The following is an 18,219-nucleotide window of genomic DNA, read 5'->3' as shown; positions in this document are numbered from 1 at the left end:
CTAACTAACGACTTCCGCTGCCAGTACCTTCGCGACCCCGGCCACCAGCGGATGGTCGCCGGTCGCGTCCGCGTCCCCGTCCGGCTTGGTCGTCAGCACGACCAGCACCACCGGTGCCCCGTCCGGCGTCCAGGCGATGCCCGCGTCGTTGCAGCTGGCGTACGAGCCGCCGCCGGTCTTGTCCGCGATCGTCCACTCCGGCGGCAGCCCGAGCCGGAAACGGGTCCCGCTGGTCCGGCAGTTGAGCAGCCAGCCGGTCAGCCGCTCGCGGTCGTGGCTCTCCAGCGCGTTCCCGAGCACGAGGCGGGCGTAGGAGCGCGCGAGGGCGGCCGGGGTGGTGGTGTCCGTACGCCGCCAGGGTTCGGCCGAATTGAGCACGGGCTCCCAGCGGTCGAGCCGGGTCACCGGGTCGCCGATGGAGCGGCTGAAGCGGGTGACGGCGTGCGGGCCGCCGAGCTCGCGCAGCAGCAGATTGGCCGCCGTGTTGTCGCTGTCGCAGATCGCCGCTTCGCAGAGCTGGTCGATGGTCAGCCCGCTCGCGATGCATTCCGGGGTGTCGGTGACCACGGAGTCGGAGACGCAGTCCGCCTTCGTGTAGCGCACGAGCCGGCCGAGCACCTCGCCGTTCCGGTCCAGATCCCGCAGCACCGCCGCGGCGGCGAGCGTCTTGAAGGTGGAGAGCATGGGGAAGCGCTCGTCGGCCCGGTGCCGGACGGCGACCCCGGTGGCCACGTTGTAGGCGAAGGCGCCGACCCGGGCGCCGTGCGCCCGCTCCAGCTCACGCAGCCTGGCCGTGACGCTCCCGGAGCCGGCCGGGCGCGCGGCGGCCCGGGAGGGGCCCGCGGCGGCGACGAGCAGCGCGCCGGCGGCGCCCGCCCCGCCCAGCGAGAGCAGGGCCCGGCGGCTGGGGGGCGCGGAGGAGGACCCGGCGGCAGGAGGTGTCGCGGCCGTCCGGCCTAAGGACCGACTGGAGTTCATGATGTTCGTCTCCCTCGTTCGTGATCTCGGTACGGGTCCCCTCACGCTACGGGCGGGGCCCGGCGGCCGGGGCATGTATCCGTCGCCCCGGCGAGCCGCCGCCCGGTCCCGCGGCCGCCCGCGGCCGGCCGGCCGAGCAGTTCCCCGCGTACGCGACAATGGGGGAATGACCACGCTCGCCCCCGCGCCCCCGCTGCTCCGTATCGGCCCGCACACCGTGCAGCCGCCGGTGGTCCTGGCCCCCATGGCAGGCATCACCAACGCACCCTTCCGCACCCTGTGCCGGGAGTTCTCGGGCGGCAAGGGGCTGTTCGTCAGCGAGATGATCACCACGCGGGCCCTGGTCGAGCGCAACGAGAAGACCATGCAGCTCATCCACTTCGACGCGAGCGAGACCCCGCGCTCGATCCAGCTGTACGGCGTGGACCCGGTCACGGTCGGCAAGGCCGTCCGCATGATCGTCGACGAGAACCTCGCCGACCACATCGACCTGAACTTCGGCTGCCCGGTCCCCAAGGTCACCCGCAAGGGCGGCGGCTCGGCGCTCCCGTACAAGCGGCCGCTGCTGCGCGCGATCCTCAAGCAGGCCGTCTCGCAGGCCGGTGACCTGCCAGTCACCATCAAGATGCGCAAGGGCATCGACGACGACCACCTCACCTTCCTCGACGCCGGCCGGATCGCCGTCGAGGAGGGCGTCACGGCCGTCGCCCTGCACGGCAGGACGACGGCGCAGCACTACGGCGGGACCGCCGACTGGGACGCCATCGCCCGGCTCAAGGAACACGTCCCGGAGATCCCCGTCCTCGGCAACGGCGACATCTGGTGCGCCGACGACGCCCTGCGGATGATGCGCGAGACCGGCTGCGACGGCGTGGTCGTGGGCCGCGGCTGCCTGGGCCGCCCCTGGCTCTTCGGCGACCTGGTGAGCGCGTTCGAGGGCACGGAGACCCGGCAGGCGCCCTCCCTGCGCACGGTCGCGGACGTCATGCTGCGGCACGCGACGCTGCTGGGGGAGTGGATCGGTGACGAGTCCCGCGGCGTGATCGACTTCCGCAAGCACGTGGCCTGGTACCTGAAGGGCTTCGCGGTCGGTTCCGAGATGCGCAAGAAGCTGGCGGTCACCTCGTCGCTGGAGGAGCTCGGCTCGCAGCTCCAGGAGCTGGAGCTGGACCAGCCGTGGCCGGACGGCGCCGACGGTCCGCGCGGCCGCACCTCGGGCAACAACCGGGTGGTGCTCCCGGACGGCTGGCTCAAGGACCCGTACGACTGCGCGGGCGTCGGCGCGGACGCGGAACTGGACTCTTCGGGCGGCTGAGCGGCCTCCCCGAGAGGGCACCGGGTGCCCTCTCTCCTCCGATGCTCATCTGAGCGCAATATCCCGCGAGAATCGGCCGATCGGGCCGAGAAGTGATGCTCGGCGCGCCCGCATGTCACGTCTAGTTGCCCCTGTGTGAGCGTGAGGCCACCAGGAGCCACCAATAGGGCGTCCGGATGGTGACATCTGAGCGGCCGTTCCGGCGTGATTCTCGCCACCTTGAGAGGGGTGCCGCTCGTATGAGCGCAAAGTGTGCGGATGCACTTCTCAAATGATGGCACTGGGTGCCAGGTGGCTCCACTTTGATCGATCGACGTATTCACTACGGAACGTCACGAAAACCGTAATGTCGTCGAGCGTTCCGTAGTGACGCGTTCAAGTCCTGAACGCGAACCCTTGACCGGCTCACCCATGGGTCACTTTCGATCTGCTGGCGGACGGGTGGTTGAGGCCGCATGACGGGCAAGTGGACGTACCGAGACACCTTCGATCTGGGTATGTTCCTCGCCGTCAGGGCAGCCACCGCGTCGTCGAGGAGTCGAGACTCGTGTCGGAAAACGAAGACCTTCAGAAGTTCGTCTACGACTTCACCGAGGGCAACAAGGAACTGAAGGACCTTCTCGGCGGGAAGGGTGCCAACCTCGCCGAGATGACCAACCTCGGGCTTCCCGTCCCTCCGGGTTTCACCATCACCACCGAGGCGTGCAAGGTCTACCTCGACAGTGGCGACGAGCCGGCCGCCCTGCGCGACGAGGTGAGTGCGCACCTCGACGCCCTTGAGGCGCGGATGGGCAAGAAGCTCGGCCAGGCCGACGACCCGCTGCTGGTCTCCGTCCGCTCCGGCGCCAAGTTCTCGATGCCCGGCATGATGGACACGGTCCTCAACATCGGTCTCTCCGACGCCTCGGTCGTCGGTCTCGTCGCCCAGTCCGGCGACGAGCGGTTCGCCTGGGACTCCTACCGCCGGCTCATCCAGATGTTCGGCAAGACCGTCCTCGGGGTCGACGGAGACCTCTTCGAGGAGGCGCTGGAGGCCGCGAAGCAGGCCAAGGGCGTCACCGTCGACGTGGATCTCGACGCGGCCGACCTGAAGAAGCTGGTCAGGCAGTTCAAGAAGATCGTCACCCGGGACGCCGGACGCGACTTCCCGCAGGAGCCGCGCGAGCAGATGGACCTGGCCATAAAGGCCGTCTTCGACTCGTGGAACACCGACCGGGCCAAGCTGTACCGCCGCCAGGAGCGCATCCCCGGCGACCTCGGCACCGCGGTCAACATCTGTTCCATGGTCTTCGGCAACCTCGGCCCCGACTCCGGTACGGGCGTCGCGTTCACCCGTGACCCCGCCAGCGGCCATCAGGGCGTCTACGGCGACTACCTGCAGAACGCGCAGGGCGAGGACGTCGTCGCGGGCATCCGCAACACCGTGCCGCTCGCCGAGCTGGAGTCCATCGACAAGAAGTCGTACGACCAGCTGATGCAGATCATGGAGACGCTGGAGACCCACTACAAGGACCTCTGCGACATCGAGTTCACCATCGAGCGCGGCCAGCTGTGGATGCTCCAGACCCGGGTCGGCAAGCGCACCGCCGGTGCCGCGTTCCGGATCGCCACCCAGCTCGTCGACCAGGGGCTCATCGGCGAGGCCGAGGCGCTCCAGCGCGTCAACGGCGCGCAGCTGGCGCAGCTGATGTTCCCGCGCTTCGACGACGACGCGAAGACCGAGCGGCTGGGCCGCGGCATCGCCGCGTCGCCGGGCGCCGCGGTCGGCAAGGCCGTCTTCGACTCGTACACCGCGGTCAAGTGGTCCCGCTCCGGCGAGAAGGTCATCCTCATCCGCCGCGAGACCAACCCGGACGACCTCGACGGCATGATCGCGGCCGAGGGCATCCTGACCTCGCGCGGCGGCAAGACCTCGCACGCGGCCGTCGTCGCCCGCGGCATGGGCAAGACCTGCGTCTGCGGTGCCGAGGACCTGGAGGTCGACACCAAGCGCCGCCGGATGACGGTGGGCGGCCGGGTCATCGAGGAGGGCGACGTCGTCTCCATCGACGGATCGACCGGCAAGGTGTACCTCGGTGAGGTACCCGTCGTACCGTCGCCGGTCGTCGAGTACTTCGAGGGCCGGATGCACGCGGGCGCCGACGACGCCGACGAACTGGTCGCCGCCGTGCACCGGATCATGGCGTACGCGGACCGGGTGCGCAGGCTGCGGGTGCGGGCCAACGCGGACAACGCCGAGGACGCGCTGCGGGCCCGCCGCTTCGGCGCCCAGGGCATCGGGCTGTGCCGCACCGAGCACATGTTCCTCGGCGAGCGCCGCGAGATGGTCGAGAAGCTGATCCTGGCCGACACCGACCAGGAGCGCGAGACGGCCCTGGAGCAGCTGCTGCCGCTCCAGAAGGCCGACTTCATCGAGCTCTTCGAGGCGATGGACGGACTGCCCGTCACCGTACGGCTGCTGGACCCGCCGCTGCACGAGTTCCTGCCTGACATCACCGAGCTCTCGGTCCGCGTCGCACTCGCCGAGTCCCGCAAGGACGCCAACGAGAACGACCTGCGGCTGCTGCAGGCCGTGCACAAGCTGCACGAGCAGAACCCGATGCTCGGTCTGCGCGGGGTCCGCCTCGGGCTGGTCATCCCCGGCCTGTTCGCCATGCAGGTGCGGGCGATCGCCGAGGCCGCCGCCGAGCGCAAGAACGCCAAGGGCGACCCGCGCGCGGAGATCATGATCCCGCTCGTCGGTACGGTCCAGGAGCTGGAGATCGTCCGGGAGGAGGCCGACCGCGTCATCGCCGAGGTCCAGGCCGCCACGGGCACCGACCTCAAGCTGAAGATCGGCACGATGATCGAGCTGCCGCGGGCCGCGCTGACCGCCGGTCAGATCGCCGAGGCGGCGGAGTTCTTCTCCTTCGGCACCAACGACCTGACCCAGACGGTGTGGGGATTCTCCCGCGACGACGTGGAGGCCTCGTTCTTCACCGCGTACCTGGAGAAGGGCATCTTCGGGGTGTCGCCGTTCGAGACGATCGACCGGGACGGCGTGGGCTCGCTGGTCCGCAGCGCGGTCGCGGCCGGCAAGGCCACCCGCCCCGACCTGAAGCTCGGCGTCTGCGGCGAGCACGGCGGCGACCCGGAGTCGGTGCACTTCTTCCACGAGGTGGGCCTGGACTACGTCTCCTGCTCACCGTTCCGCATTCCGGTGGCCCGCCTGGAGGCCGGCCGCGCGGCCGCGGAGTCGCGGGGCAGCGACAGCCGCTGAACCGGCTGAACCACTGATTCCGCCGGCGGCCGCGGGACCGGGCGACCCTCATCGGTCCGGCGGCAGCCGCGGAATTCCCTGAGGCGGCGGCACCCTGTGCGGGGGTGCCGCCGCCTCGCCACGTCCGGGGTGCGTCCTGCGCGGGTCCGGGGCGGGCGCGTGTGACGCACCGCCCGGGTGCCGGAATGTGAGCGCTTTCTTCGGTGGCGGTTATGCATTGCTTCGTTTAATGCGCAAAGAGATGAGCCGGAACGGACCGGGGTGCGGCCCATGGATCCCCATCCATGGGCCGCACCCGGCTTACCCCCGTCGAGTGCGGAGCCGCACCGTCGCCAACCGCCGCCGAACGAGCAAAACCCCCCACGGCCTTCACTCGCTCTTCCGGTGGCTTCGGAATCGCACCCGACGTCGTACAGCCTTTCGGGTGACGGCAGGTCGAGGCGAGACGTTTCACCTCTGGCCGAAACCCCGTGGTGACGTGTAGTTACCCTTCGCATACTCTTGCGCGGGGGCAATTGCAGGTGCAAGGGGTGGGGGTTCGGTGCTGCGTATCCATGTCTCCGGATGGGACCTTTCCAAGGTGCGGATGGCCACCGGGCCGGACGCATTATGGGAGACCATTCTCAGTTTTCACCGGCTGAGAGACCGGCGGGCTTCCACGGTGTTCGGAAAATGGCGCTCCGAAACCAGGCCGCGGTTGAATGGTGAAGTACGCCTGTTGTCCGCCGTGGTTCCACCTCGCGGCTATTTCCCGGACTTCCTGACGCCTTATCAGCTGGGCGCCGAACCGATGGACTTCGCCACCGGAATGGAGGCCCTGCGCGACACCCCGCCCGAGCGGCTGCGGGCCGAGCTGGCGGTGCTCGGCGCCCAGGGATCCGCCGGCGGCCGGACCGCGACGGCCCGGGCGGTGACGCTGGACGCCCTGGGGGAGGGGCGCGCCGAGCCCCTGGGCCGCCTCATCGGGGTCCTGCGCGCCTACCACCGGGCCGCCGTCGAGCCGTACTGGCCGCACGTCCAGGCCAGCGTCGAGGCCGACCGGGCGGTCCGCGGCCGCGCGCTACTGGACGGCGGCGCCGAGGAACTGCTCGCCTCGCTGCCGCCCGTGATCCGCTGGCGGGCGCCGGTGCTGGAGGCGGACTACCCGGTCGACCGCGAACTCCACCTGGACGGACGCGGCCTGCTCCTCCAGCCGTCCTTCTTCTGCCGCGGCGCCCCGGTCGTCTACCGCGACCCGCTGCTGCCGCCGGTGCTCGTCTACCCGGTCACCCACGCCGCCGCCCCGGTATTCGCCGAACCCGGCCCCTGGCTCGGCCGGCTGCTCGGGAACACCCGCTCGACGGTCCTGCGCGTCATCGGCGACGGCTGCACGACCAGCGAGCTCGCCCGCCGCGCCGGGGTCTCCCTCGCCTCGGCGAGCCAGCACGCCTGCGTACTGCGCGAGGCGGGTCTCGTGCACACCCTGCGCCACGGCAGCTCGGTGCTGCACACCCTCACCCCGCTGGGCGGCTCGCTGCTGAGGGGCGGTGCGCCGAAGCTCGCCATGTCCTGACCCCCGGAGGTGCGGCCGCCCGGGAGGTTTTCCGCCGGACGCGGCGCGGGAAGGATTTTTCGTCCGGCGCCGATGAGTTCCCGGTGGCCCCGGCGTCTACCTGTCGTAACGCGTTCGGGAAACGCACACGGGACACCACCGAGAGAGCGAGAGACGGCCATGCCTCAGATGATCTTCGTCAACCTGCCGGTCAAGGACATCGAGACGACCAAAAGCTTCTTCGGCAAGCTCGGTTACTCCTTCAACCCGCAGTTCAGCGACGAGCGCACCGCGTGTCTGGTCATCAGCGACACGATCTTCGCGATGCTCCTGGAGGAGCCGCGCTTCAAGGACTTCACCAAGAAGGAGATCGCCGACGCCTCGAAGTCCACCGAGGTGATCCTGGCGCTGAGCGCCGACAGCCGCGAGAAGGTGGACGAGCTGGTGGACGCCGCGCTCGCCTCCGGCGGATCGCCCGCCAACGACACCCAGGACCTCGGCTTCATGTACGGCCGGTCCTTCCAGGACCCCGACCACCACATCTGGGAGGTCATCTGGATGGACCCGGCGGCGGTCGAGGCCGGCGGTCAGGGCTGATGAACCACGAGCCGGCCGTGCGGCACCGCGTGAGGCGCCGCACAGCCGGGGGTTCAGCCGCGGAACGGTCCCGTGACCTCGTAGGTGATACCGCCGGATGAGCTTCCGCTCGTCCCGCGCTGCGAGGAGAAGTAGAGCCGGGTGCCGTCCGGCGAGAAGGCCGGGCCGGTGATCTCCGAGCCGGACTGGCCGCTGATCCGCAGGAACGGGGCGACGGTGTCGTCCGGGGTGATCAGGCAGATCTCCATGTTCCCGCCGTCCTCGGCGACGTACAGATCGCCCGAGACGGACCGGGTGACGTTGTCCACGCCGGTCAGCGGGGCCGAGCCGCCCGTGACGAGCGAGTCGTCGTAGGCGAGCGAGATGCTGGACGCGTTCGCGTCGTACGCCCACACCCGGTTGTCGCCCTTCGTGGTGAACCAGCAGGTGCCCGCCGCGTAGAAGCAGCCCTCACCGCCGTTGAACACCTTGGCGCCGGAGACCTGGTAGCGGGTCAGGGTGGGGGAGCCGTCCGGGTCGGGGACCGTCGTCCAGGTCACCGGGCCCGAGGTGCCGGTGCCGGCGACCAGGACCTGAAGGGTGCCGGAGGACAGGCTGCCCCAGGTGGTGGGGCGGAAGCGGTAGAAGCGGCCGTCCGTCTCGTCCTCGGTGAGGTAGACGTATCCGTGGTCGGGGTCGGCGGCCGCCGCCTCGTGCTTGAAGCGGCCCAGCGCGGGGCGCCGCACGGCCGCGTTCACGCCCCAGGGGTCCGTCTCGTGGACGTAGCCGCGGCTGACCTCCTCGCACGACAGCCAGGTGTTCCACGGGGTGCGGCCGCCCGCGCAGTTGTTGTCGGTGCCGGACAGGATCCGGTAGGCGGAGGTGACGGTTCCGGAGGAGTCGAAGCGCACCGCGCTCGCCCCGCCGCCACTGCCCGAGGAGACCTCGGCGTTGGAGACGTAGATCCAGCCGCTGCCGTCGGCGAACGTGGCGCCGCCGTCGGGCGCGCTGTGCCAGGCGTACGAGGTGCCGGGGACGGTCTGTCCCGAGCGGGCGACGATTCTGCTGGTGAAGCCGCTCGGCAGCAGGATGCCGTTGCCGTTGGCGGCCTGCAGTGCGCCGTACGGGCCGGCGGCCGGCTGGGCCGGTCCGGCGAAGGCGGCACCCCGCCACAGGGTGCCGCCGAACGCGGCCGCCGAGCCGCCGATCACCGCTGTGCGCAAGAAGGTCCGACGTTCCACGATCACTCCACGGGTGACGTGAGGGCCCGCCGGTCCGGTCGGCCCGGCGGGTCGAACGTCAGGACAGTAGAGGCGCGCAGTTGACGGAGCGTCAACGGTCGGTGAACGGCCCGGGGTCAGTCCGCGCGGACCTCGAAGACCGGCACGGAGACCTCGTCGTCGTCGAGGCAGGCGCCCGTCGCGAGGTCGAAGCGCTGCTTCAGCAGGGGCGAGGCGACGAACGGCTGCCCGCCTTGCGAGCCGACCAGTCCGCGCGACAGGACGTACGCACCGGTGAACGGGTCGCGGTTGTCGATCGCGTACGCACGCCCCGCCCGGTCCACGAACAGCGCGACCTGCCGGCCGTCCGGGAGGAGTGCGGCGACGCCTCGCCCCGGCGTCAGCAGGGAGCGGTCGCAGACCGTGAGCCAGTCGTCCCCGGCGGCGAGCCGGATGACCCGGGTGTCCTGCGCGGTCTCCATCGTCCCGTTCAGCGTCTGGGTCGTCATCAGGATGCGGTCCCTTCGAGAGTGCGGATGGCGAGCACCGGTCCGGCGAGGATGTCCAGGTCGGGCTTGACCTGGTCGCGTTCCGGGACGAACTTCACCGACGGGTCGGGGGCGTCGGGTGCGTTGACGAAGGTCACGAAGCGGCGCAGCCGCTCCGGGTCGTTGATGGTCTCGGCCCACTCGTCGCGGTAGCCGCGCACGTGGTCGGCCATCAGCCGCTCCAGCTCGTCGCAGAGCCCCAGCGAGTCGTGGACGACGACGTCCCGTACGTGCTCCAGGCCGCCCTCGATGCGGTCCAGCCAGGTCGAGGTGCGCTCCAGCCGGTCCGCCGTGCGGATGTAGAACATCAGGAACCGGTCGATGAGCCGCACCAGTTCGGCGTCCGAGAGGTCCTGGGCGAGCAGGTCCGCGTGGCGCGGGGTGGCACCGCCGTTGCCGCCCACGTACAGGTTCCAGCCCTGGGCGGTGGCGATGATCCCGAAGTCCTTGCCGCGGGCCTCCGCGCACTCCCGGGCGCAGCCCGAGACCGCCGACTTCAGCTTGTGCGGGGAGCGCAGGCCCCGGTAGCGCAGCTCCAGGTCGATCGCCATCTTCACCGAGTCCTGCACGCCGTAGCGGCACCAGGTCTGCCCCACACAGGACTTGACCGTCCGCAGCGACTTCCCGTACGCGTGCCCCGACTCGAAGCCCGCGTCGACCAGCCGGGTCCAGATCAGCGGCAGCTGGTCGACGCGGGCACCGAACAGGTCGATCCGCTGACCACCGGTGATCTTGGTGTAGAGGCCGAAGTCCCGGGCCACCTCACCGATCACGATCAGCTTCTCCGGGGTGATCTCGCCGCCGGGGATGCGCGGCACGATCGAGTAGGAGCCGTTGCGCTGGAGGTTGGCGAGGAAGTGGTCGTTGGTGTCCTGGAGGGCCGCCTGTTCGCCGTCCAGGACGTAGCCGCTCGCGCCGACCGTCGGCGCCAGCGAGGCGATGACGGAGCCGACCGTCGGCTTGCAGACCTCGCAGCCGTCGCCGCCGCGCGCCGCCTCACGGCCGTGCGAGTCGAGCAGCTCGGCGTAGGAGGTGATCTCCAGGGTGCGGACGATCTCGTACAGCTCGCTGCGGGTGTACGGGAAGCAGCCGCACAGGCCCTTGTCCTGGCTCTGCGGGAGCAGCTGCCCGATGACCTTGACGCAACTGCCGCAGCCGGTACCCGCCTTGGTGCACTTCTTCACCTCGGGCAGCGTGGTGTGCTCGCAGATCGCGCCCTTGGTGACGTTGTGGCAGGAGCAGATGACCGCCTCGTCGGGCAGCGAGGACGGGCCGAGGGTGACCGGGCCGCCCGCGCCTGCCGGCAGCACCAGCTGCTCGGGGGCGACCGGCAGGACCGTGCCCGTCATCGGGCGCAGCGTGCCGTACTGGTCGGCGTCCCCGACGAGCACCCCGCCGAGCAGTGTGCCGTCCCGGCCGATCACCAGCTTCTTGTAGACGCCCGAGCGGGAGTCCGCGTACACGACGTCGAGGCAGCCCTCGGAGGTGCCGTGCGCGTCCCCGAAGGACGCCACGTCCACGCCGAGGAGCTTCAGCTTCGTCGACAGGTCGGCGCCGGTGAACGCCGCCTCGTTGCCCGTGATCACCTCGGCGGCCGTCTGCGCCATCTCGTAGCCGGGCGCCACCAGCCCGTACACCCGGCCGTCGGAGGCGAGCGCGCACTCGCCGATCGCGAAGACCGCCGGGTCGGAGGTGCGGCACTCGTCGTCGACGATGATGCCGCCGCGCTGGCCGACGGCCAGACCGCAGTCCCGGGCCAGCTGGTCGCGGGGCCTGACGCCGGCCGAGAAGACCACCAGGTCCGTGGCGAGCGAGGAGCCGTCGGAGAGCGACATCCCGTTCACCGAGCCGTCCTCGCCCGCCGTGACCTCCTGGGTGCCGACGCCCGTGTGGACGGTCAGGCCCATGTTCTCGATGGTGCGCAGCAGCGCCGCGCCGCCGCCGTCGTCGACCTGGACGGGCATCAGCCGGGGTGCGAACTCGACCACGTGCGTGTCCAGTCCGAGCCCCTTGAGCGCGCCCGCCGCCTCCAGGCCGAGCAGTCCGCCGCCGACGACCGCGCCGGTCGTCGCCGTCTTCGCGTACTCCTCGATCGCGAGCAGGTCCTCGATGGTGCGGTAGACGAAGCAGCCCTCGGTGTCCTTGCCCGGGACGGGCGGGACGAACGGGTACGAGCCGGTGGCCAGCACCAGCGTGTCGTAACGGAAGGTCTCACCGGAGCGCGCGGTGACCGTGCGCGCCTCGCGGTCCAGCGAATCGGCCGGGTCGCCGACCCGCAGCTCGAAGCCGTGCCGCTCCATGAAGCCCTGCTCGACGAGCGACAGGTCCTCGGGGGTCTTCCCCGAGAAGTACGAGGTCAGCTGCACCCGGTCGTAGGCGGCGCGGGGCTCCTCGCACAGGACGACGACCCGGGCGGTGCCCGCGGTGGCCGTCAGCCCGCGGTCGGCGAGGGCCTCCAGGAAACGCTGGCCGACCATTCCGTGTCCGACGACCACGATGGTCGGCACGGCCGCCGCGGTGGAGGTGTGGGCGGTCGGGAACGTGGACACCGGCATCTCAGAAGCCTCCGTCGTTGGTGAGCAGGTGGAGCAGGGACGTTTCGGCGGGGAGCGGCTCGTCGTCCTGCCAGGTGCGGGCCAGGGTGCCGACCGCGGCGAGATCGCCGAGCAGCACACCGCCCGCCAGCCGGTCGCCGCGGACGACGACCGTGCGGTACGCGCCCCGGGTGGCGTCCGCCAGCCGGATCACGTCGTCGCCGGGCAGCGGCCGGGAGTCGCCGAAGGCGGCGAGGTCGAGCGATCCGGTGCCGGGGTCGGCCGGCCCGTTCAGCGTCAGCCGGGTCAGGGCCCGGGTGCCGTCGTAGCGGGCGGGTCGCCCGGCCAGCACCTCGGCCAGTACATCGGCCTGCTCCAGCGCCGGGCCCGCGAGCCCGTACACGGTGGAGCGGTGCTCGGCGCAGTCCCCGACGGCGTGGATGTACGGATCGGAGGTGCGCAGCTCGTCGTCGACGACGACGCCCTTGCGGACCTCCAGACCGGCCGCCTGCGCGAGGCCCGTCCGGGGACGCACCCCGCAGGCCAGCACGGTGATCTCGGCCGCCAGCTCGTAGCCGTCGGCCAGCTCCACTCCCCGCACCGCGCCGTCCGCGCAGCGCAGCCCGCGCACCCGGCACTCGGTGTGCACCTCGACGCCGAGGGACTCCAGGTGCCGCCGCAGCAGTCCGGCCGACTCGGCGTCCAGCTGCCGTTCCATGAGGTGCTCGCCCTGCTGGGCCAGCACCACCTGGGCGCCGCACTCGGCCAGTGCCCGGGCCGCCGAGACACCGAGGAGACCGCCGCCGATGACGACCGCGCTCACCCCCGTCCGCACCGAGGCGCGCAGCGCCAGGCAGTCGTCCAGGGTGCGAAAGGCGTGCACCCCGTCCGGCATGGTGTTCCCGAGCCCGCGCAGCGGCGGGAGCACCGGGTTGGAACCGGTCGCGAGCACCAGCCGGCCGTAGTGCACGACGCTTCCGTCGTCGCAGTGCACCAGCCGGTCGGCCCGGTCGATCCGCACCACCCGCACCCCGCGCCTGACCTCGGCCGGGGGAAGCGCGATGACGTCCGCCGGATACCGCCCGGCCAGCACCTCGGCCAGCAGCACCCGGTTGTAGGGGGCGTGCGACTCCTCGCCGATGACGGTGACATCGGGCACCCGGGCGGCGAGCCGTGCGCCCGCCATCCCGGCACCGATCACCACCACCCGCGCCGTGTTCTCCGTCCGTGTCCTCATGACAGGAAGCGTGACCGGAGGGTGTTACCCGTCCGGATCCCCTCTGTTTCCCGGGAGGAACCTTGCGCTCAGCGCCCGCGCAAGGCGTCTGTGAGGGCGGGACGACGGCGGCAAGCTCAGGGTTGGCTCAAGAATCCGGCAGCGGTTGGACGCGACACGAGCCGTTTCCTTAGGGTCGGGATCATGCCTGACATCACCCTGACCACCCTGGTCGTACTGTGCCTCGCCGCGGCCGCGGCCGGCTGGATCGACGCCGTGGTCGGAGGTGGCGGGCTCCTCCTGCTGCCCGCGCTGCTGCTCGGCCTGCCGCACCTCCCGGCCGCCCAGATCCTCGGCACCAACAAGGCGGTCGCCATCGTCGGCACCTCGGGCGCCGCCGTCACCTATGCGCGCAAGGCCCCGGTGAAGGTCGGCACGGCGATACGGATCGGGCTCGCCGCCCTGGCCGGATCGATGACCGGCGCGTTCTTCGCCGCCGGGATCAGCAGCGAGGTGCTGCGCCCGGTGATCATGGTGGTGCTGGTGGCCGTCGCCGCGTTCGTGATGCTGCGGCCCCAGTTCGGCCGGTCCGCCGCGGACGGCACGGCGCCCGGGGTCACCCGGGCCCGTACCGTCACCGCGATCGTCCTGGTGGGCGGCGGCATCGGCCTGTACGACGGACTGTTCGGACCGGGCACCGGCACCTTCCTCGTGCTGGCGCTCACCGCGGTGCTCCACCTCGACCTGGTGACGGCCTCCGCCACCGCCAAGATCGTCAACGTCTGCACCAACGGCGGCGCCCTGGCGATGTTCGCCTACCAGGGCAACGTGCTGTGGCAGCTGGCCGCGCTGATGGCGGTGTTCAACCTGGCGGGCGGCCTGTTCGGGGCGAGGATGGCGCTGCGCAAGGGCAGCGAGTTCGTCCGCGGGGTGCTGCTGGTGGTCGTCTTCTCCCTGGTCGCGAAGCTCGCCTTCGACCAGTGGCACGCCTGAGCGTCGCAGGGCCCCTCAGCGCACGCCGGTGAGGTGGGCGTACGCCACCACGTTGCCCTCGTACCCCGTCGACTCGGAGAATCCGCCGCCGCAGGTGATCAGCCGCAGCGAGGCGTGCTCCGAGGCCCCGTACACCCGCTGGTCGGGGAAGTCCTCGCTGTCGTAGACCTCGATCGCGTCGAGCGAGAAGACGGCGGTGCGGCCGTCCTGCCGCAGGACCTCGACCGTGCTGCCCTTCTTCATGGACCCCAGGTCGTAGAAGACCGACGGGCCCTGGGCGTTGTCCACATGACCGGCCACGATCGCCGTGCCCCTGGCGCCGGGCGGGGTGCCGTCCTTGTACCAGCCGACGATGTCGGTGTTCCCGGCCGGCGGTACGTCGAGGCTGCCGTCCGCCCCGAGCCCCAGCCGCATCATCGGGGCGTCCACCCGGATGCTGGGAATCCTGATGCGCACGGGCGCGGATGGCCGCAGCGGCTCGGCGACCGGGGAGCCGGGCAGCAGTCCGGGCCCGGCGGCGAAGGCGTCGGCGGAGGACGGGGCCGGCGGGGTCAGCCGGGTGTCGGCGCCGTTCCGGACCAGCCAGAGACCGGCCAGCGCCGCGACGACGAGCAGCCAGCCCTTGGCCTTCTGGGACACGGTCGTCCTCCGGGTGACGGGGGCCGGACGGACCGGCCCCGGACGAGAACGGTCCCGTCCCGGTGGCGCGGGGCCACCGGGACGGAAACCAGGCGGTACGGAGAGATGGAAGTCTCCGTCAGCTGTCGTCCTGCGTGCCGCTCGCCCGGCGACGCAGGAGCCAGGCTCCGCCGACGGCGGTCGCGGCGAGAACGCCGGCTCCCGCCGCGATCTGGGTGGTGTCCGGTCCGACGCTGCCGCCGACACCGGTCTTCACATGCCCCGTGGGGGCGGTGGGTGCGGCCGAGGTGCGGTGGCCGGAGGGGGTCTCGTAGCCGTCGGGCGGGCTGGTGCGCCCGGGCGCGCTCGGCCGCTCCGAGGGGCGCGGCGGCTTGCTGCGGGCGGAGTCGTCCGCGAGGGAGGGCGCGTCCGGCACGAGAGCCGCACCGGACGCCTCGGCCTCGTCGAGCCCGGTGGAGTCGTACTCCTCGGTGTCGTACAGGTCCGACGGCAGACCGGCACCGGCCGGGGAGTCCTCGTCCGAGGACCCGGGAGCGCTGTCCGCGCCCGTGGTGCCCGCGGCCCTCACCTCGATCTCACCGGTGGCCTGCTTGCCGTTCTCGCAGGCCACGTCGATGCTGTACGGGCCCGGCTCGACATTGCCCGGCACCTTGAACGAACCGGCCAGGACCTCCTTGAGCGTGGCCGGGGCCAGCGCGAACTCGGAGGCGTCCAGGGCGCTCGCGTCACCGGTGGCGCCGGTGTCGCCGCCGCAGGCGGTGGTGTTCACGGTGACCGTCGCGCCCGGGGCGGCGCTCGCGGGAGTGATCTCCAGTGGCGCCGCTTCGTCCCCGTACGCGGACGGGGCGGCGGCACTGAGGCCGAACGCGGCAGCGGCGAGGGCCGCGGCGGCGGTGCCGGTCACGAGGCGAGCAGGACTGCGCATGGGGGGTTCCTCCGAGCGGGGATGGCGCCGGGCTGGTGTGTCCTGGTTCCGAGCTAACGGCCGCCCCGCCACCCATGCCTGCTGACACCAAGTCAGCTTTCACCCGATCGGACCGGCGCCGCCTCCTTGCCACACCGCATGTGCGCAGGTCACGGCGGCGGTGACGGGGGAGGGGGGCCGTCCTTCGGTGTCCGGTGCCGATCGGGTGACGACCGCCGCGGGAAAAGTGGTGCACGTCACACGCATGACCCGCGCATCGCCGGGCACATGAAGCACACCCCCCACGGGACGGTGCGCACAGCCGCCCCCGGCCACCGCCTTCACCGGACCCGCCCCCCCTGGGTCCGGTGAAGGCGGTTCGTCCTGTGCCGAGGGCGTCCCCTCAGGCCGGAGCGGCGGACCAGCTGATGACGGGCGGCCTGACCCGGCCGCAGAGTGGCAGGCCCCTGTCGTCGGAGAGCGGCAGCCGGGCGGTGAGGTGCCCCGAGTGCACGGCCCGCTCCAGAACGGCTTCCTCGATGTCGGCGAACATCAGCTTGGCCCGCCGGAACATGGAGAACAGCCCGTCCGCGTCGACCGTGCCCCACGACAGGTACACGAATCTCCCGCCGAGCCGGTTCTGTACGTACGGCCCGCTCACCTCGACGCCGTCCGCCCCCGCGACGGCGGTGCACTCCAGGGTCCAGCGGACGGTGACGGAGTCGCCGGGGCGCAGATCGAGGAGTTCGCCGGGCCGGTCCTTGCGCTGCACGCCCACGTGGATGTTCTCGCGGCCCGCGAAGTCGCCGCCGGGAGCGCAGGCGAGCCCGGGCAGTTGTGCCCCCTCGATGTGGATCTGCATGCGCGAGCGCGGCCCTTCGCTGGAGTTCTGCATGGGTCCATGGTCCACCCCCGCGGCGGCCCGCCGGGTGTCCGGGCGGTCAGACGGTGTCCCAGGGGGCGGCCTCGTACGCGGCGCCGAGCCGCTTCATCAGCTCCTCGTCGACCGTGAACACCGTGTCGTCGATCCGGGCGACCGGTGCCATGCCCTGCGAGTTGGTGACGAACGCCGAGCGGTAGGCCGCCAGTCCGTCCTTCGTCACCGGCCGGCGCAGCGAGCGCACGCCCGTGCCCGGCAGCTCCCGCTCCAGCAGCGCCATGGTGATGCCCAGCAGTGCGGGGGCCTGCGGCCAGATCACCGAAGTGCCGTCCCAGAAACCGATGTTGGTGATGGAGCCCTCGGTCACCGCACCGTCCGGCAGGGTCAGCAGCGCATCGTCGAAACCCGCCCGGCGGGCGAGATCCCCGTAGTACATCTGCCCGAAGTCCCCGGGGCGCTTGAGGTGCGGCGCGGTGCGCGCGTACGGGACGGACATCAGACTCCGCGGCTCGGACGTCATCCGGGCCGGCTCGCGCACCGTGACCATCACGGTCGTCCCGGTGGCGCCCGGCGGCCTCGTCCCGACCACCCGCACCGAGGCGTCCGCCACCCCCGCGCCCCGCAGCGCGTGCCGGACGAGCTCACGCACCGGGCCGCCGTCCAGGGGGAGTTCGAAGAGCTCCCGGTTCGCGGAGCCGAGCCGCTCCAGATGCAGGTCCAGGCCGCGCACCCGGCCGTCCCTGATCTGCATCGCCGTGAAATGGCCGTAGGGGAAGAGGGCGGCCGTCCGCAGATCGTCCTCGGTGGCCGGACGCCCGTCGAACTCGGCGTACGGGAACGCCGCCGCTGCTGGATTCGTCATGCCGTCCACCGTATGCCGACCCGCGCGCGAGGCGGGCCGCTTGACCTCAAGCGCGGTTGATGTACGAGCCTCTTGCCATGGACCTCACCACTGCCGCAACCACGGCCACCGCTCTGTCCGCGACTGCCCCGCTGAAGGTCGCGGTCATCCTCGCCAGCAACCGCGAGGGCCGGTTCGCGCCCGTCGTCGCCGACTGGTTCCGCTCCCGCACCGACGAGCGTCCCGACATCGCGACCGACCTGGTCGACGTCGCCGCGCTCGAACTCCCGACCGCCCTCTCCTACCGGCCCGGCCCCGAGGACCAGGCCCTGCTGGCGGAGGTCTCGGGACGGCTGGCGGACGCCGACGCCTTCGTCGTCATCACCCCGGAGTACAACCACTCCTACCCGGCCCCGCTCAAGAACCTCATCGACTGGCACCGCGCCGAATGGCAGGCCAAGCCCGTCGCCTTCGTCTCCTACGGCGGGGTCTCCGGAGGGCTGCGCGCGGTCGAGCACCTGCGGCAGGTCTTCGCCGAACTGCACACCGCCTCGATCCGCGACACCGTCTCCTTCCACAACGCCGGCGCCCTCTTCGACGACGAGGGCCGGCACAAGGACCCGGCGGGCCCCGACGCCGCGGCGAAGACGCTCCTCGACCAGCTGGTCTGGTGGGGCCGGGCACTGCGGGACGCGAAGGCGGTCCATCCGTACGGCGGCTGACTGCGCATCGGGACGCTCTGCCCGACAATCGGGGCAGAGCCCCGACGACCGCGAGGAGACCGA

At 71.6% G+C, this 18,219-nt stretch carries 15 protein-coding genes; 6 read left to right on the top strand and 9 right to left on the bottom strand.

What is annotated here, in order from left to right; genetic code table 11:
* Positions 1 to 978, bottom strand: coding sequence for a class A beta-lactamase (gene bla, locus OG408_RS12900; RefSeq protein WP_326669933.1), 978 nt, complete (start codon positions 976 to 978; stop codon positions 1 to 3).
* A gap of 166 nt (positions 979 to 1,144) precedes the next feature.
* Here bla and dusB point away from each other — a divergent pair, with 166 nt between their 5' ends.
* The 4 genes from dusB (at position 1,145) to OG408_RS12880 (ending at position 7,680) form a co-directional block, all read left to right on the top strand.
* Complete coding sequence (dusB, locus tag OG408_RS12895; RefSeq protein ID WP_326669931.1) at positions 1,145 to 2,293, top strand: tRNA dihydrouridine synthase DusB; 1,149 nt, start codon at positions 1,145 to 1,147, stop codon at positions 2,291 to 2,293.
* Between the two features lie 547 nt (positions 2,294 to 2,840).
* Complete coding sequence (ppdK, locus tag OG408_RS12890; protein ID WP_266778545.1) at positions 2,841 to 5,552, top strand: pyruvate, phosphate dikinase; 2,712 nt, start codon at positions 2,841 to 2,843, stop codon at positions 5,550 to 5,552.
* 541 nt (positions 5,553 to 6,093) lie between these two features.
* A complete protein-coding gene (locus OG408_RS12885; RefSeq protein ID WP_266778543.1) occupies positions 6,094 to 7,104 on the top strand; it encodes an ArsR/SmtB family transcription factor in 1,011 nt (336 codons plus the stop codon).
* A gap of 159 nt (positions 7,105 to 7,263) precedes the next feature.
* Positions 7,264 to 7,680, top strand: a complete 417-nt coding sequence (locus OG408_RS12880; protein WP_266778541.1) for a VOC family protein — start codon at positions 7,264 to 7,266, stop codon at positions 7,678 to 7,680.
* Positions 7,681 to 7,733: 53 nt separating this feature from the next.
* On the opposite strand, the gene OG408_RS12875 is transcribed toward OG408_RS12880, so the two are convergent.
* From OG408_RS12875 to OG408_RS12860, 4 genes are all read right to left on the bottom strand, one after another.
* Entirely contained in the window at positions 7,734 to 8,900 is a 1,167-nt protein-coding gene (locus OG408_RS12875; RefSeq protein WP_266778539.1) for an alkaline phosphatase PhoX, read from the bottom strand.
* Positions 8,901 to 9,016: 116 nt separating this feature from the next.
* Positions 9,017 to 9,388, bottom strand: coding sequence for a nitrite reductase small subunit NirD (gene nirD, locus OG408_RS12870; RefSeq protein WP_266778537.1), 372 nt, complete (start codon positions 9,386 to 9,388; stop codon positions 9,017 to 9,019).
* On the bottom strand, positions 9,388 to 11,982 hold the full coding sequence (nirB, locus tag OG408_RS12865; protein WP_326669927.1) for a nitrite reductase large subunit NirB: 2,595 nt from the start codon (positions 11,980 to 11,982) through the stop codon (positions 9,388 to 9,390). Before nirB ends, nirD begins: the two co-directional genes overlap by 1 nt.
* 1 nt (position 11,983) lies before the next feature.
* The gene (locus tag OG408_RS12860; protein WP_326669925.1) at positions 11,984 to 13,198 is read right to left on the bottom strand and encodes an NAD(P)/FAD-dependent oxidoreductase; all 1,215 of its coding nucleotides are present in this window, start codon (positions 13,196 to 13,198) and stop codon (positions 11,984 to 11,986) included.
* Positions 13,199 to 13,381: 183 nt separating this feature from the next.
* Between OG408_RS12860 and OG408_RS12855 the strand changes: the two genes are divergently transcribed.
* Positions 13,382 to 14,170, top strand: coding sequence for a sulfite exporter TauE/SafE family protein (locus OG408_RS12855; protein WP_266778531.1), 789 nt, complete (start codon positions 13,382 to 13,384; stop codon positions 14,168 to 14,170).
* A gap of 15 nt (positions 14,171 to 14,185) precedes the next feature.
* Here OG408_RS12855 and OG408_RS12850 read toward each other — a convergent pair whose 3' ends face one another.
* The 4 genes from OG408_RS12850 to OG408_RS12835 form a co-directional block, all read right to left on the bottom strand.
* Positions 14,186 to 14,809: a class F sortase gene (locus OG408_RS12850; RefSeq protein ID WP_266778529.1), complete on the bottom strand. Its 624-nt coding sequence runs from the start codon at positions 14,807 to 14,809 to the stop codon at positions 14,186 to 14,188.
* Between the two features lie 118 nt (positions 14,810 to 14,927).
* On the bottom strand, positions 14,928 to 15,734 hold the full coding sequence (locus tag OG408_RS12845) for a hypothetical protein (RefSeq protein WP_285570225.1): 807 nt from the start codon (positions 15,732 to 15,734) through the stop codon (positions 14,928 to 14,930).
* A gap of 382 nt (positions 15,735 to 16,116) precedes the next feature.
* Positions 16,117 to 16,575, bottom strand: a complete 459-nt coding sequence (locus tag OG408_RS12840; protein ID WP_285570218.1) for a DUF5990 family protein — start codon at positions 16,573 to 16,575, stop codon at positions 16,117 to 16,119.
* 79 nt (positions 16,576 to 16,654) lie between these two features.
* The gene (locus tag OG408_RS12835; protein ID WP_266778527.1) at positions 16,655 to 17,455 is read right to left on the bottom strand and encodes an aminotransferase class IV family protein; all 801 of its coding nucleotides are present in this window, start codon (positions 17,453 to 17,455) and stop codon (positions 16,655 to 16,657) included.
* A gap of 77 nt (positions 17,456 to 17,532) precedes the next feature.
* Here OG408_RS12835 and OG408_RS12830 point away from each other — a divergent pair, with 77 nt between their 5' ends.
* Positions 17,533 to 18,156 (top strand): NADPH-dependent FMN reductase, encoded by a 624-nt coding sequence (locus tag OG408_RS12830; RefSeq protein ID WP_326669922.1) that lies wholly within the window; start codon positions 17,533 to 17,535, stop codon positions 18,154 to 18,156.
* Positions 18,157 to 18,219: the final 63 nt, after the last annotated feature.

Origin of the sequence: Streptomyces sp. NBC_01257 (genome assembly GCF_035917255.1) — a bacterium.
In the GTDB taxonomy this organism is placed as follows: Bacteria; Actinomycetota; Actinomycetes; order Streptomycetales; family Streptomycetaceae; genus Streptomyces.
The sequence above is the reverse complement of the archived record's forward strand: the minus strand, read 5'-3'. Positions and strand labels throughout refer to the sequence as shown.

Bases quoted from the DNA above. Each gene is read 5' to 3' on its own strand.
- bla (WP_326669933.1), bottom strand. From the start codon at position 978: ATGAACTCCAGTCGGTCCTTAGGCCGGACGGCCGCGACACCTCCTGCC.
- dusB (WP_326669931.1), top strand. From the start codon at position 1,145: ATGACCACGCTCGCCCCCGCGCCCCCGCTGCTCCGTATCGGCCCGCAC.
- OG408_RS12880 (WP_266778541.1), top strand. From the start codon at position 7,264: ATGCCTCAGATGATCTTCGTCAACCTGCCGGTCAAGGACATCGAGACG.
- nirD (WP_266778537.1), bottom strand. From the start codon at position 9,388: ATGACGACCCAGACGCTGAACGGGACGATGGAGACCGCGCAGGACACC.
- nirB (WP_326669927.1), bottom strand. From the start codon at position 11,982: ATGCCGGTGTCCACGTTCCCGACCGCCCACACCTCCACCGCGGCGGCC.
- OG408_RS12860 (WP_326669925.1), bottom strand. From the start codon at position 13,198: ATGAGGACACGGACGGAGAACACGGCGCGGGTGGTGGTGATCGGTGCC.
- OG408_RS12855 (WP_266778531.1), top strand. From the start codon at position 13,382: ATGCCTGACATCACCCTGACCACCCTGGTCGTACTGTGCCTCGCCGCG.
- OG408_RS12845 (WP_285570225.1), bottom strand. From the start codon at position 15,734: ATGCGCAGTCCTGCTCGCCTCGTGACCGGCACCGCCGCCGCGGCCCTC.
- OG408_RS12840 (WP_285570218.1), bottom strand. From the start codon at position 16,575: ATGCAGATCCACATCGAGGGGGCACAACTGCCCGGGCTCGCCTGCGCT.
- OG408_RS12835 (WP_266778527.1), bottom strand. From the start codon at position 17,455: ATGACGAATCCAGCAGCGGCGGCGTTCCCGTACGCCGAGTTCGACGGG.
- OG408_RS12830 (WP_326669922.1), top strand. From the start codon at position 17,533: ATGGACCTCACCACTGCCGCAACCACGGCCACCGCTCTGTCCGCGACT.